Origin of the sequence: Vibrio sp. 2304, from assembly GCF_033339475.1 — a bacterium.
Lineage (GTDB): Bacteria > Pseudomonadota > Gammaproteobacteria > Enterobacterales > Vibrionaceae > Vibrio > Vibrio alginolyticus.
This window is the reverse complement of sequence record NZ_JAWOUQ010000006.1, coordinates 18,020-32,159: the sequence shown is the minus strand read 5'-3', so window position 1 is coordinate 32,159 and position 14,140 is coordinate 18,020. Positions and strand designations below refer to the sequence as shown.

12 protein-coding genes are annotated in these 14,140 nt (G+C 39.5%); 11 read left to right on the top strand and 1 reads right to left on the bottom strand.

The features are described 5' to 3' along the window. Positions 1-36 precede the first annotated feature (36 nt). The 5 genes from R7P64_RS13285 to R7P64_RS13265 are packed head-to-tail and all read left to right on the top strand — an operon-like array spanning position 37 to position 7,475. Positions 37-3,150: a type I restriction endonuclease subunit R gene (locus tag R7P64_RS13285; RefSeq protein ID WP_318123617.1), complete on the top strand. Its 3,114-nt coding sequence runs from the start codon at positions 37-39 to the stop codon at positions 3,148-3,150. A 33-nt stretch (positions 3,151-3,183) separates the two neighbouring features. After that, positions 3,184-4,818, top strand: coding sequence for a class I SAM-dependent DNA methyltransferase (locus R7P64_RS13280; RefSeq protein WP_318123615.1), 1,635 nt, complete (start codon positions 3,184-3,186; stop codon positions 4,816-4,818). Then, positions 4,811-6,094: a restriction endonuclease subunit S gene (locus tag R7P64_RS13275; RefSeq protein ID WP_318123613.1), complete on the top strand. Its 1,284-nt coding sequence runs from the start codon at positions 4,811-4,813 to the stop codon at positions 6,092-6,094. The genes R7P64_RS13280 and R7P64_RS13275 overlap by 8 nt, the downstream gene beginning before the upstream one ends. Then, positions 6,094-6,639: a hypothetical protein gene (locus tag R7P64_RS13270; RefSeq protein ID WP_318123611.1), complete on the top strand. Its 546-nt coding sequence runs from the start codon at positions 6,094-6,096 to the stop codon at positions 6,637-6,639. Before R7P64_RS13275 ends, R7P64_RS13270 begins: the two co-directional genes overlap by 1 nt. Before the next feature lie 2 nt (positions 6,640-6,641). Beyond that, on the top strand, positions 6,642-7,475 hold the full coding sequence (locus R7P64_RS13265; protein ID WP_318123610.1) for an ATP F0F1 synthase synthase: 834 nt from the start codon (positions 6,642-6,644) through the stop codon (positions 7,473-7,475). On the opposite strand, the gene R7P64_RS13260 is transcribed toward R7P64_RS13265, so the two are convergent. Continuing rightward, positions 7,446-7,952 carry a hypothetical protein gene (locus tag R7P64_RS13260; RefSeq protein WP_318123609.1) on the bottom strand — a complete coding sequence of 169 codons (507 nt, stop codon included), beginning with the start codon at positions 7,950-7,952 and terminating at the stop codon, positions 7,446-7,448. The genes R7P64_RS13265 and R7P64_RS13260 overlap by 30 nt on opposite strands. Positions 7,953-8,057: 105 nt before the next feature. On the opposite strand from R7P64_RS13260, the gene R7P64_RS13255 reads away from it, so the two are divergent. The 6 genes from R7P64_RS13255 (at position 8,058) to R7P64_RS13230 (ending at position 14,117) form a co-directional block, all read left to right on the top strand. Beyond that, complete coding sequence (locus tag R7P64_RS13255) at positions 8,058-8,369, top strand: helix-turn-helix transcriptional regulator (RefSeq protein ID WP_318123607.1); 312 nt, start codon at positions 8,058-8,060, stop codon at positions 8,367-8,369. Between the two features lie 49 nt (positions 8,370-8,418). Beyond that, positions 8,419-10,014: a TnsD family Tn7-like transposition protein gene (locus tag R7P64_RS13250; protein ID WP_318123605.1), complete on the top strand. Its 1,596-nt coding sequence runs from the start codon at positions 8,419-8,421 to the stop codon at positions 10,012-10,014. Between the two features lie 31 nt (positions 10,015-10,045). After that, positions 10,046-11,557, top strand: coding sequence for a Tn7-like element transposition protein TnsE (locus tag R7P64_RS13245; protein ID WP_318123604.1), 1,512 nt, complete (start codon positions 10,046-10,048; stop codon positions 11,555-11,557). Between the two features lie 117 nt (positions 11,558-11,674). After that, a complete protein-coding gene (locus tag R7P64_RS13240) occupies positions 11,675-11,959 on the top strand; it encodes a type II toxin-antitoxin system HigB family toxin (protein WP_318123602.1) in 285 nt (94 codons plus the stop codon). A 10-nt stretch (positions 11,960-11,969) separates the two neighbouring features. Continuing rightward, complete coding sequence (locus tag R7P64_RS13235) at positions 11,970-13,169, top strand: ImmA/IrrE family metallo-endopeptidase (RefSeq protein WP_318123600.1); 1,200 nt, start codon at positions 11,970-11,972, stop codon at positions 13,167-13,169. A gap of 33 nt (positions 13,170-13,202) precedes the next feature. After that, positions 13,203-14,117: a hypothetical protein gene (locus R7P64_RS13230; protein WP_318123597.1), complete on the top strand. Its 915-nt coding sequence runs from the start codon at positions 13,203-13,205 to the stop codon at positions 14,115-14,117. The last annotated feature ends 23 nt before the right edge of the window (positions 14,118-14,140 follow it).

Here is a 14,140-nt window from a genome sequence, read left to right as displayed (position 1 = left end):
CAGTACATTGGCTAGTAAAAATAAAAAGAATGGAATATGAAATTTAATGAAGACTCGCGGGTGAAAATACCCGCAATTTTGCATTTGATGCGACTTGGCTATAAATATCTGTCACTTAAAGACACTAGTTGGGATCTTGATACCAATATCTTCCCTGATTTATTCAAAACTGCGATTAATAAAATAAACCCCGGTATTGAAGATGCTGAGGCTGGTCGGTTATTAGATGATGTAAAACTACTACTTGATAACGAAGATCTAGGTAAAGCGTTCTTTGAGCGTTTGTCGGAGCGTTCTAATACCAAACTTATCGACTTCGAAAACTTTAATAACAACACCTTCCATGTTGTAACTGAACTAACGTGCCAGAATGGTGATGAAGAATTCCGCCCAGATATAACGCTTCTAATTAATGGTATGCCTCTGGTGTTTATTGAGGTAAAAAAGCCCAATAACCGCGAAGGTATTTTGGCTGAGCGTGACCGTATCAATAAACGCTTCCAAAACCCTAAGTTCAAGCGTTTTGCTAACATCACTCAGTTTATGATTTTTTCCAATAACATGGAGTATGATGATGGCGACCCTGAACCCGTGCAAGGAGCCTTCTACGCCAGCAGTTCTTACCATAAACCGGTATTTAACTATTTTCGTGAAGAAGAAATTTTCAACCTAACGGCCTTGCTCAAACCGGTGTCAGATGAAGATGAACTGAGAGTCTTAAAAGACAATAATCTGGAAGTGATCCGTAGCAATCCTGAATTTCAAACCAACAAGCAGCCTGAACGCCCAACCAATCGCATCTGTACTTCATTATTAAGTTATGAGCGCTTGGCCTTTATTTTGCGTTACGCCTTGGCTTATGTTTCCGAGTCAGACGGGCTACAAAAGCACATCATGCGTTACCCTCAGTTGTTTGCCACCAAAGCCATTGAAGAAAAGTTAAGTGAAGGCGTTAAAAAAGGCATTATATGGCACACTCAGGGCAGTGGTAAAACCGCTCTGACGTTTTATAACGTACGATTTTTAACCGACTACTTCCAAAAGCAGCAAGTCATCCCTAAATTTTACTTTATTGTTGACCGCTTAGACTTACTGCAACAAGCGCAGAGAGAATTTACCGCCCGTGGTTTAACTGTTCATACCATAAATTCACGAGATGCCTTTACGCGTGATATCAAAGTGACACAAGTCATCCACAATCATTCTGGAAAGCCAGAAATAACAGTAGTGAACATTCAGAAATTTAAAGATGACCCAGATGTAGTTAGCACCAAAGACTACAACGTAGCGATACAACGCGTGTACTTTTTAGATGAAGTACACCGTAGCTATAACCCCAAAGGTAGCTTTTTGGCCAACCTTAGTCAGTCAGACAGTAATGCCATCAAAATTGGTTTAACTGGCACTCCGCTATTGGGGGATGACTACAACTCTCGCGCCTTGTTTGGTGATTATATTCACAAGTATTACTACAATGCGTCTATTGCCGACGGTTACACCTTACGTCTAATTCGTGAAGAGATCAGCACCCAATATAAAATCGAATTGCAAAAAGCCCTTGAAGAAGCCGAAGTAAAAATGGGCGATGTGGATCGTAAGCTGATTTACGCCCACCCAAGCTTTGTTGAACCCATGCTGACTTACATCGTAAGCGATTTTGAAAAAAGCCGTGGCGTGTTAAACGATGCAACGATTGGTGGCATGGTCATTTGCGATAGCTCAGACCAAGCTAAACAGATGTTTGATATCTTCAATGAGGTTTATGCCGATGCACCTTCTCTACCGCAAACATCCAATTCAAATAGCCAGGGACTCGAAGTCGCTGAGCCTGTGCCAACCAGTTATGCAGAGTCCGCCAAACAAGCTCAAAAGGTAAAAAATGCAGCCTTGATTTTGCACGACATCGGCACAAAAGAAGAACGGAAAAACTGGGTAGAGGACTTTAAGGCAGGCAAAATCGACGTTTTGTTTGTCTATAACATGCTGCTTACGGGCTTCGATGCCAAACGCTTGAAAAAGCTTTATCTTGGTCGGGTGATCCGCAAGCACAACCTGTTACAAGCCCTTACACGAGTAAACCGAACGTACAAAGATTTTCGCTACGGCTATGTGGTGGATTTTGCCGATATTCGCAAGGAGTTTGATGCTACTAATAAGGCCTACTTCGATGAGTTACAGTCGGAACTGGGCGATGAAATGGAGCACTACTCACACCTGTTTAAATCTCAGGAAGAGATCAAGCAAGAAATCGAACATATTAAAGACGTGTTGTTCCGTTTTGATACCGACAACATGGAAGAGTTCTGCAATCAGATCAGCCAAATACAAGACCGAGATACCGTACTTGCGCTAAAAAAAGCCTTAGCCGATGCTCGCAGCTTGTATAACTTGATCCGCTTACAAGGTGAGTATGACTTTCTCGATGAGCTGGATTTTGCCAAGCTGAATGTGCTGTATCGCGAAACCAGTAACCACTTGGACTTACTGAATCTTAAAAACGATTTAGAAAGCGGCGAAGACACCAGTAACTTGCTAAGCCGCGCCTTAGAAGACGTGATCTTTAAGTTTGTAAAAATCGGCGAAGAAGAACTGGTACTGGCCGACAAACTTAAAAACACTCTACGTCAAACTCGCGAAGCACTGGCCAGCAACTTTGACCAGCAAGACCCGCAGTTTATCAGCTTAAAAGAAGAGCTAGAGCGCTTATTTAAAAAGAAAAACCTAAGCGAAGTTACCCAAGACGAAATGGTTGCCAATATAGATGCATTGAATAAAATTCACGACCGTGTGAAAGAGCTTAATCGCCAAAATAACCTGCTAAGGCAAAAGTACCTAGGCGATACCAAATACACTCGTATCCACAAACGCTTACAGGAACGCCAGCAAACTCAAAGTGACATTAGCGAGTCAGAGCGTAAAATATTTGAAGCATTGGTGGGTGTGAAGCAAGATGCCGACGAACAGGTGCTCAACAACAGTCAAGTGCTCGATAATGAAAGTTATTTTGAACGACAAATGATGCCTCTGGTGATCGCGCGTTTTATGAAAGAGCAAAAAATAAAACTCAATGCCGACGCCTCAAGGTACATTAACAACCTCGTCGTCGCGGAATATTTAAAAGAATTTAATACTGGCAGCCAAGCGTGGTGATGCTGGTAGAACTTATTAGGAAGTTAAAATCCAATGGTTGAATTAGAATTTCAGCAAAAAACCAAAACCTTGATTGATAGCTTAAAAAGTATCTGCGCCAACTATGGCTTGGGCAATGATGGTAATGAATTCAAAATTATTACCCAAACGTTTTTGTACAAGTTTTTAAACGATAAATTTGCCTATGAAGCAAAGAAAATTGATGACAGCATAGCTCAGGCAGAAAAGTGGGAAGAAGTTCTGAGTTCCATGAGCGAAGATGATCTTGAGATGCTGCAACTTCAAATGGGAGGTGACACTGCCCGTTTAAAGCCACACCACTTTATTAGCTATCTCTTTAGCCAACAAAATGCACCAGATTTTGCCAAGTTATTTGATGACACCTTACGTGATATCGCTATGACAAATAACGAAGTATTTGCGGTAAAAACGAATGGTGGTGCAAAGGTTGTTTTGTTTGACCGTATTAGTGAATATATCGCTGATGAGTCTCAAAGAGATGATTTCTGTCGTGCAATTATTAATAAACTGGTTGAGTTTAGCTTTGAGCGTATCTTTACCCAAAAATTTGATTTCTATGCGACTATCTTTGAATACTTAATCAAAGACTATAACAGCAACTCAGGCGGTAAATATGCGGAATATTTCACTCCTCATGCTGTTGCTCGCATTATGGCCGAAATCTTAGTACCCAAAGCACAACGTGGTACTGTACGCAATGTCAGTTGTTACGATCCATCCGCAGGTTCCGGCACCTTATTAATGAACGTCGCCCACGCCATTGGTGAAAACCGCTGTAGCATCTACACCCAGGATATTTCGCAAAAGTCATCTAACTTGCTGCGTTTAAACCTGATCTTAAATAATTTGGTGCACTCCATCCCGAATGTAATTCAGGGGAATACAGTACTTCATCCTTATCATAAGGACGGTAAAGAGTTAAAAAGCTTCGACTACATAGTTTCTAATCCACCGTTTAAACTTGATTTTAGTGATTTTCGTGATGAGCTGGATAACAAAGAAAACAAAGAACGTTTTTTTGCTGGTATTCCAAAATCGCCAGCTAAAGCCAAAGATAAAATGGCAATTTACTCGCTATTCTTACAGCATATCATCGCTTCACTTAAGCCAAACGGCAAAGCAGCCGTGGTTGTGCCAACGGGCTTTATCACTGCGCAATCAGGTATTGATAAAAAAATCCGCCAGCATTTAGTGAAAAACAAAATGCTGGCAGGTGTGGTCTCCATGCCGTCCAATATCTTCGCCACTACAGGTACTAACGTATCCATTTTGTTTATCGACGCCAGCAACGATGGCGATGTGGTTCTGGTAGATGCCTCTAACTTGGGCGAAAAAGTTAAAGATGGCAAAAACCAAAAAACCGTATTAACACCAGATGAAGAACAACAGATTATTAAAGCGTTTAACGCTAAGAAAGCAGTAGAAGATTTTTCCGTCGCAGTGAGTTATGACGACATCGAAGCCAAAAACTATTCGTTAAGTGCAGGTCAGTACTTCGATGTGAAAATTGAATATGTGGATATAACCCCAGAACAGTTTGCTGAGAAGATGCAGGGTTTTACCAGCAGTTTAGATAGTCTGTTTAACCAGTCTCGCGAATTGGAAACGGAGATTAAAAAGCAGTTGGCGGGGTTGAAGTATGAGTAAAGTTCGATTCCAAGATATTGTAAAAAAGAAAGATGGCTTTCTTCGCGGGCCTTTTGGGGGCGATCTAAAAAAGGATATTTTTGTCGAGAAGTCGAGTGATACATACAAAGTATATGAACAAGGTGTTGTGCTCAACAATGATGAAAGAATTGGCAGGTATTACATCTCAAATGATTACTTCAAAAAGAAAATGTATAGGTTTGAAGTAAAGCCAAAAGATTTTTTAGTTTCATGCTCTGGCGTTAATTACGGTGCTATCCATCAGCTTAGTGAGAACATAGAGAAAGGAGTTATTAATCAAGCCCTTCTGAGGATTAGATTAGATTCAGACAAAGTTGATGACAACTATTTTTACTATTTGTTTAAGGCGCTTATCGTCAACATGATTGTTGGAAAAAAGGGTGATTCTACTATTCCTAACTTTCCCCCTTTAAGTGTGATAAAAGCTCTTGAATTTGAGTTGCCTGAAAAAAATGAGCAGATACAGATTGGTAGATTATTAAGCCATTTAGACCAAAAAATCGAACTAAACAACCGTATCAACGTCGAGCTGGAAGCCATGGCCAAAACTTTGTACGACTACTGGTTTGTGCAGTTCGACTTCCCCGACGGCAACGGCAGCCCCTACAAATCCTCTGGCGGTAAAATGGTCTACAACCCAACCCTAAAACGCGAAATACCGGAGGGGTGGAAAGTTAAAAAGCTAGCAGATGTTACTTCCCTTATTCGACGAGGCATTTCGCCTAAATATACAGATGAAGGCGGTATTTCCGTTTTAAATCAGAAGTGTGTACGTGATCAAAAGATATCTTTTGAAGACGCGAGAAGACACAAAATAGAACTTGATGATAAAGACGAGCGGTTGCTAAAACCGTTTGATGTAGTAGTAAACTCAACTGGCGTCGGCACACTTGGTCGGGTTGCATACGTAAAACGTTTGCCAGAAAAGAAAACAACAGTTGATTCCCACGTATCTATTGTAAGAGCGAATCCTGAACTATTGCCACCACAGTATCTGGCTTGGAAATTAATGAGGCATCAGCCAGTAATTGAGTCAGCAGCTAATGGCTCCACAGGACAAGTAGAATTAAGCAAAAGCTTTTTGGAAGATATAGACGTCATTATCCCGTCGGACTCAATTGTTAAAAGGTTTGAAGAGTTCGTCACTCCACTTGTACCAGAATTAGCGGCAAGAGAGACAGAAAATGAGCAGTTAATTCAGCTCCGCGATTGGCTCCTTCCCATGCTAATGAACGGTCAGATAACGGTGAAATAATGAATTTATTGTTTCGGCTATTGCTCACGTTCAATGCAACATCTCTGTTGTTGTTGATTTATCTGGTACAGAAAGGTTTAACACTAGTTAAGCTGTTGCCTGACTGTACCTATGTAACAGCATGGCCGAACATTTATTCTTATCTTATTTATCTTAGTGTGCCGGTATTACTGACCGGATTAAGTATTTGGTTCAGTAAGTGGCTTGGTCGGGATGAGTTCAAAAAAGGGACTGTTGAGAGCATTGAGCATGCAAATAACAGTTTCTTGCCAAGTTATTTAGGCTACTTCTTTGTCGCGCTCAGTATTAGTAACTGGGAAACCCTATGGTTTGTTTATGGGGTGCTGTTTGTCTTTACTTTTTTATCGCAAGCGCTTTATTTTAATCCGTTATTCTTGCTGTTTGGCTTTGAGTTTTACGACATCAAAACGGCGAATGGCACTGCGATTTTTCTGATCAGTCGATGTAAATACAAAAAGCCAGATGAAATAGATATCAGCAAAGCATACCGTATTAACAACTACACATTTATGGAGCGAGAATAAATATGGATCATGTGTTGGCTAAAGTTAAAGGATTAAGGAAAAAGCCCTATTTCAAACTGATTTCTGACCATACGCTTTATGATGCTGTTGTTGTCGATATTGCCCACTGTATTGACTATGATCCGGACCATAATTTGGATGAAGACTCTTGGTTTAAGATTGAGCAGTTTAGAGTTAAGAACTATTGTCTCGATTTTTTAAAAGGCGATTTCGATTCGAAAGATTATGACGACTTAACCAAAGCTCAATTTTCAAAAATTGCTTATCTATTTTCCGTTCAAAATACGGATATCTATTTTCAAAAAGTCACACCATCAGTGTTTCTCAAGCGGAAAATGATTGGCTTCGGTGAAACGGCTGAAGTCGAAGAAAGTCAAAATCGTTTAGTCATAAATACGTTACCCGATGCTATCTATTATAAAAATGCAGATACGCTGATATTTAAAAATTTAGCGACCATAACCAGTATTTTTAAAGGAATAGATGTACTTTACAAAGAAGCGACTAACGATGAGGTTGAAGAGTTTCTTGATGAGCCATATATCGAGTTAGCAGGGGACTATGGGCTGGACAAAGTGTCAAAACCTAACCGTAAGCGTATAGCATTAGCCATGGCATCCCTTGATGCAATGACTGATGATGATAAAGCTAATATGCTAGGTTACATTGATGAATACTGCGATCAAAAATTAACATTTGATGAGGCTAATAGTAAGTTTGAAATTTCTACCGACGATGAACTAAAGCTCCTGCTGTATGGCATCGAGCAACGTTTTTATACCACACCTTTTGGTCATGAAAAGCGTTTAGCAAACTCGGTTGTCAGCCTTGGTTAATGGCAGTTGATGAGAAATAATAAGACGCTTCAACGCTCTTTCTCTACCAGCTAAGTTAAATTGTTCTCGTTTTGCTTGCTCCAACAAAAAATCGATTTGATTCCGCCTTTCTGGGTATTTTTCGTAGAACTCATTGTAAGTTTTGATCTCAGATTCCAATATTCGAATTTCTTCACTTACTTGTGATTCAATAGCTAATAAATCATTTGTAGCTTGGTCGAGCACTACCGGACTATAGCTGTTGGATCGGATCAGTGAAAAATCATAGTAACGTAGCTTTCTTTCACCAAGGGCGGTAATCAACCCTTTACTTTTTAGCGCGTGAATATTTCGAGCTACAAATCGCGTGGCTTGAATTTTATCAAATCCCGTTGTTTCTATAGCTAGTTGTATCAGTTCTTTTCGACTTACCGTATTGCGTTTAATCAAACCCAGTAGAGATCTAAATTTCTCATTAATTTTAATTTGTTTACTCATTCTGGTTGAAATCTCAATCTCATCTATACTTAGGATTGCTAAGTATACACAACTAAGAGAAACTTAGACAATCTAAGCATGTGAGATTTTTAAGATGAAGAAACGTTGTATAACAATCCAATCCCAGAACGCCTTAAGCAGGCGCGAAAAAAAGTGGATATTTCACAGAAAGAACTTGGTGTAAGAGTCGGTATGGATGAAAGCTCTGCGAGTGGTCGAATGAACCATTATGAAAAGGGTAGACATGTACCAGATGTAGAAACCTTGCGGAAGCTAGCAAAAGAGCTAGGTGTGCCGCTGAACTACTTTTTCTGTGAAGATGACCAAAGTGCAGAACTGGCTGTGCTGATTGCTAATTTAAGTAGTGACGATAAAAAGTCGCTGATTGAGTCCCTTAAGCAATCTAAGAGCAAATAGATAACAGCCATAATTCAATATAACCGACCTCAAATTTATGAGATTCGTTATGATCGTGCAGTTTCCAGTTCCCTATGAGGACGAACTGTTGTCGAGTGTCTTGGCTCGATTTGTTCAGCGCTTGGGGATTAATGCGGATAAGCAGGCACTAGAGCTATTGTTTGGTTCTAGGAATATTGTTCCATCTACGATATTTCAGGGGCATATCCAGCTTTTACTATCAAATGTTGGTCATATTTGGAACATATCCCCTGAGCAAGTAATTGATGAGCATTCTTTACTTGGTATATTTAAGCCTTTTATGGATGCAGCTAGGTACGATGCGCAAAAACAAGAGTTGATCGTCGGAAATAAAAACCAAAGCCTGACAAGTATAGGGATCAACGCATCTAAGCTTATCTGGCCGCAGTGCTTTCGATATTGTCCTGTTTGTCTTAAACATGATTTAGACACTCTCGGCGAAACTTATTGGCGACGTCATTTTCAATTACCAGGCATGTCCTGCTGCCCCATTCACTCGTGCCTCTTAGCTGAGAGCGACATCAGTATTCATTCATCACAACGCCATGCTTTTGTGGTGCCTTACTACGAAAAATCAAAATTTCTCTCGATTGGCGCGGTAATAGTCGAGTCAGATATCAACCAAACAGCTCTCTCCAAACAGATTTATCGTTTGCTATGTATTAGAACATCCTGTCATTCGGCTAACCAGTGGAGTCTCTATTATCAAAATCTAGCTCGAATGCTGAATTTAATAGTTGGAGGTCGTATCGATCATTCATTGATTCAGTCTAAGGTTCGAAACACTTGGGGAGATAACTGGTTAAACAAAAATGGATTAAATCTAGAAGTTGAAAATAACTGGTTACTTGCAATGTTTCGCAAGCACCAGAGATCTTTTTCGTATCTGCATCATTTAGCTGTCATGATTGCATTATTGGATCAGACTATGTTGATAGAGGATGAGTGTTTAAAAGTTGATAATTTGCCAGATAAGAAGAGCCCGAAAAAACGCTATTTCACATCTGAATACGACGCACGAAAAAGGGAGTATCGTTCGATTTGGTTAAAATTTCTCAAGACGTTTAACTCACTCAATGATATTCGGTCGACTAGAGAGGGAGCGAGAGTTTATTCATGGTTATATCGGTTTGATCGTGATTGGCATATTCAGCATTCATTGGCTCATGTGAAAAAAAGACGCATGGATCGTCGTGTAGATTGGGACAAGAGAGATCGAGAATTGGTCAAGAATCTTATACGTATAGAAAAGAATACCTACTTAGATTTGAATTTGCCTAGGAAGTCTCGCCCATGGTATGCAAAACAGATTAATGCGACGAATTTGATCCCTGATAAGCTAAGAAAACTACCTTTATGTAATTGTTTCTTAAATCGTTATCAAGAATCGGTAGACGAGTATCAATTAAGGCGATTACTCGCTATCGTTGTCGATAAGCTTAATCACGGACAGGCAATTCCTCAAATATATGAACTTGAACGTAGCGCTGGACTCAGTAAAGAACGCATTCGGGAACCTGCAAAAGAAATTCTCCGAGTGGACATCCTCAGAATCACGCGCCAAGCGCGGATTACCGGAGGATACAAAGTTAATTCAAATCGTAGGAATAGCGCTTCATCGTAATTTTAGGCAAAAGGTACGTCCCCATTTAGTCTTGGATTGGGATGGCCATGATGATTGGGAATCCGTTCCAATTGAATTAGCCAGTATGATGGTCAGCCAAAGTTCGTACAGAGATAAAGAACGGCAGGCAGATAAATCGCTTGAGAAGCTGTCTATAACCATTACTGGTGAATTACCACGCCAAGTAAGGCGAACCGTTGATAACACTGTATATCGACGTTATACAACCAATCATGACGTTACCATATCAGTGACTAATTTTGAGTTGGCCCGAGTTTTATTCTTCCATAACCAGTACCTGATAAGAGCTGCATTTAGCTCCGGTGGGGTTAAGGACATAGCGCATTACAATCAAGATCCAAGTGACCCAAAAATCATTTTTCCGGATTCAAGCAACTACCCAGTTTCGAATATCAGATCTAGAAAATCGAAATCACATTTAGCATGGTTACTAACAGATCTATCTGCTGCGAATAGTTTTTTCTCCATATTTAAATCTGTAAATGAAATCGACTCTTATGATGTGTACGATTTTGGTTTTGTTCCTCCACCACTTGTGGGATGGGAGTTTGAATTATCGGGTTCTTACTCTGAAGATCTAAAAAATTTCTGGGTATCAGAGATTGTTACCATCAATGACAATTCATTTGTTACTCCTGTCGGATTGAAGATTAAGCACCCAAAGTTGAAGCACTTAGTGCCAGTCCCTCATAAAGAACGTAAGGTTCAGAAATTGCCACCAAGCGATCCTAATCCTGAATTAGATATGGGGGATTTGCCAAAGCTAGGCAAGCGATTACATAGGAAAGACGATCAGGCTTTTAGTTTTAATTTTATTAATGCTGGCAACATCGGTTTAGAAATTGAGGATGAGCAAGAACGACCTGGTAAATCAAAAAATCTACCTTCGAATGAAAAAAAATCTGAAGGGGCAAGTGTGGGTCATGCTGTCAAAGATGGAAACAATCAAGAGTTTGATTATGGATTAAACCGGAATGAAGGTGATGAGGATTCTAATGATCTCATCGATGCTGAGCCAACGGAAAAATTCCGACTATTTGAAAGAACTATTGAGGTTATTAAAACAAAGAAAGATTTCACGGTACATGGAGTTAGATGTGGATCTTTCCCGCCACCAAAAACCGGAAGTCGAATGGTACTCAATACGGTAGATGGTAATTTTCTTCGTTACCACATGGCTAATATCAGCTATTTGGATGTTGGGGCTGTGGTCATTGAGGTTGATGTGGATAGCTTAAATCGCCCGACAAATGTCAGTACATTGGTGGTTTCATTTTTGACAGACTCAAATCCTGAACAGGTTTTAAAATCAATTCTTCAAGATTACTCCGACCAAGCCCGAGGCTGGAATCATGATTGGATCAAAAAGAATACTGCTGTGAGCAAGTTTTGCCGTCATCCTAAAAAGACCAAGAAGGAAAATGATGTAGAGCGTGATATCACGGCTGACGAATATGTTGAAGCATGGGCTGAGATATTGTGTGGGAAGTTGAGGGATATACAGAAGATGGTTCACGATTAAGACACTTAGATTGAAGTGCAATTCCATCTCACAATTCGAAGAGAAAAATATAGTTTTATTTATTCCCTTTTTGGTAACTGTATATATAATTCCCTTGAAGGGAACTTGCGGGGTTAAATGAAAGTCTTAGGAAGAGATAAGTTAGTAAAATTTTACAAGAAGCATGCTAATGCTAAATCTGCTTTGGAAGCGTGGTTTGCCGAAGCGGAGAAAGCTGCATGGAAAACACCGCAGGATATTAAAAATAGATACGGAAGTGCAGACTTTCTAGCTGATAATAAAGTTATTTTTAACATTAAAGGTAATCATTACAGGTTGGTAGTCAAGGTAAGGTATCAAAATGGGATTGCTGTTGTTGAGTGGGTTGGAACCCATGCGCAGTACGACAAGCAGGACTTTTAAGGAGTAGGGCATGAATCACATTAAGCTGATTAAATCAGAACAAGACCATGAACAAGCGCTTGCTCGCTTGATGGCGCTTATGGAGATGGATCCTGAACCAAATAGCATAGAATCAGATGAAATTGACGTTTTAGCTGTATTAATTGAGAAATTTGAGGAAGAAACTTACCCTATCGAACAACCAGATCCTATAGAAGCTATAAAATTTAGAATGGATCAGCAGGGGCTAACTAATAAGGATCTGGTTCCTTATATCGGGTCTGCACCAAAGGTATCGGAAGTTCTGAATCGAAAAAGAAATCTTAGCTTGAATATGATTCGTAAGTTGAGTCAAGGGTTAGGTATTTCAGCTGATATTTTGATTAAATCATCAGAGCAGAAAAGCGCATGTGAAGCTGAGATTGATTGGTATGCCTTCCCATTAGCTGATATGCGTAAACGTGGTTATTTTGAAGGGTTTAGTGGAACTCTCGGCGAGCTAAAAGAATATGCAGCCGAACAAATTACGATGTTTCTTTCTTCCGTTAAATCGGGGCTAGAGCTTCAGCCTGCTCTTCTAAGGTCGTCTGCAAATCTTAACTGTAATGATAAAGAAGCTGATCCATATGCTCTCTGGGCTTGGCAAGTTAGAGTGCTTCAAAGAGCGAAAGAAAATACATTACAAACTAACTATAAGGTAGGATCTGTAACTCTAGAATGGATGCAAAAACTAGCTCGACTTTCTTGGTCAGCACAAGGGCCTCTATTGGCTGTTGAATACCTAAATAGAAACGGTATCCATTTGATTATTGAACAGCATTTGCCAAAAACTTATCTTGATGGAGCTGTATGTTTAACTCCTAATGGTAATCCTGTTGTTGCAATAACATTGAGGTATGATCGATTAGATAGTTTTTGGTTTTCGTTGATGCATGAATTGGCACACATAGCTTTACATCTAGATCATAGTGAAACTTGGTATCTTGATGATCTCGACTCATTAGGTGGGAGTGAGATAGAGCAAGAAGCAGATGCTTTAGCGCGAGAGGCTTTGATTCCGTCAGATGTATGGAAAACACAAACACTCATTGATGCGGATAGTGTAAGGCAATTATCTCAAAAATTAGAGATATCCCCCTGTATCATTTCAGGAAGAATTCGCCATGAGTCAGGCAATCACTCAATGTTTGGTCAATTGTTTAGAGATAAAGTCAGACATCATTTTTCTTAAATGATGTGATTGATCTCAGAGGGATAAAGGTCAATGTTACAGTTAGAGTCAAGACTGATAGGTAAGATTCATGAAAAAGCCACTAAAGAATGTGGCGTTACTAATCTCTTATATGTTTCAAGTTTTATCAAACAGCTAGACAGTTATCTAAGTGGAAATATTGAATTATCAGTTAGTGAAATCGAGAAAAAACTCGATTTTCTAATTGGATGCATGACATTAACTCTTGATTTACCATACGTAGAATTAGAATTATTAAGAGCTAGAAAATGTGAAAAAGAACCTTTTTCAAATGTAAGCGAGCTGTCATATATTCATAAACCAAGCGTGAGTTTCCCTCGATTAGGTCGTTTAAATGCTCCTGGTATCCCTTTGTTCTATGCAGCAATAATTGATTCTAAGTGCGATAAAGGATTGCATGTTGTTTTATCAGAAGCTAACGCACATAAGATGGATCAACTTAGCATTTTACGTTCACATCAGAAATCAGGGATGGATCTCAATCTTAGATCTATTGGGGTTTGGGATTACATCCGACAAAATATCAAACCAAGCTACATGTCTGAAAATGTTTATGAGTACTATTCGTTAGCATTCAAAGAGATGTCTAATGCTTTTAGCAAAGAACTTCTTTTAGCTTACAGATTAACTGATAGATTTCTCGCTGAAATTATGTGCAGGAATGGTTCTGATAGGTTATACAGCGTTACGTCTATTGCAAGTCAAATTATGCTTGATTCAAAGAATATAGACGGCATTGTTTACTCTTCAGTTGCATCAAAGGGTGAGCCAGTGATTGCTCTCAAACCGGAATCTGTTGATGCAAAGTTGGAACATAAATGTGTTAGTCAAGTTGCTATACGAGAACATTATGGATATGGGTTCTATAATTATGAGAATATAAAAATAGCCAACATGAATGAGTTCACTGGCCAGCTAGTGTGGTAAGAAGTTGCTATGAAGTGATCAAA

Coding starts and splice junctions, on each gene's coding strand:
- R7P64_RS13285 (WP_318123617.1), top strand. CDS start 37: ATGAAATTTAATGAAGACTCGCGGGTGAAAATACCCGCAATTTTGCAT.
- R7P64_RS13280 (WP_318123615.1), top strand. CDS start 3,184: ATGGTTGAATTAGAATTTCAGCAAAAAACCAAAACCTTGATTGATAGC.
- R7P64_RS13275 (WP_318123613.1), top strand. CDS start 4,811: ATGAGTAAAGTTCGATTCCAAGATATTGTAAAAAAGAAAGATGGCTTT.
- R7P64_RS13270 (WP_318123611.1), top strand. CDS start 6,094: ATGAATTTATTGTTTCGGCTATTGCTCACGTTCAATGCAACATCTCTG.
- R7P64_RS13265 (WP_318123610.1), top strand. CDS start 6,642: ATGGATCATGTGTTGGCTAAAGTTAAAGGATTAAGGAAAAAGCCCTAT.
- R7P64_RS13260 (WP_318123609.1), bottom strand. CDS start 7,952: ATGAGTAAACAAATTAAAATTAATGAGAAATTTAGATCTCTACTGGGT.
- R7P64_RS13250 (WP_318123605.1), top strand. CDS start 8,419: ATGATCGTGCAGTTTCCAGTTCCCTATGAGGACGAACTGTTGTCGAGT.
- R7P64_RS13240 (WP_318123602.1), top strand. CDS start 11,675: ATGAAAGTCTTAGGAAGAGATAAGTTAGTAAAATTTTACAAGAAGCAT.
- R7P64_RS13235 (WP_318123600.1), top strand. CDS start 11,970: ATGAATCACATTAAGCTGATTAAATCAGAACAAGACCATGAACAAGCG.
- R7P64_RS13230 (WP_318123597.1), top strand. CDS start 13,203: ATGTTACAGTTAGAGTCAAGACTGATAGGTAAGATTCATGAAAAAGCC.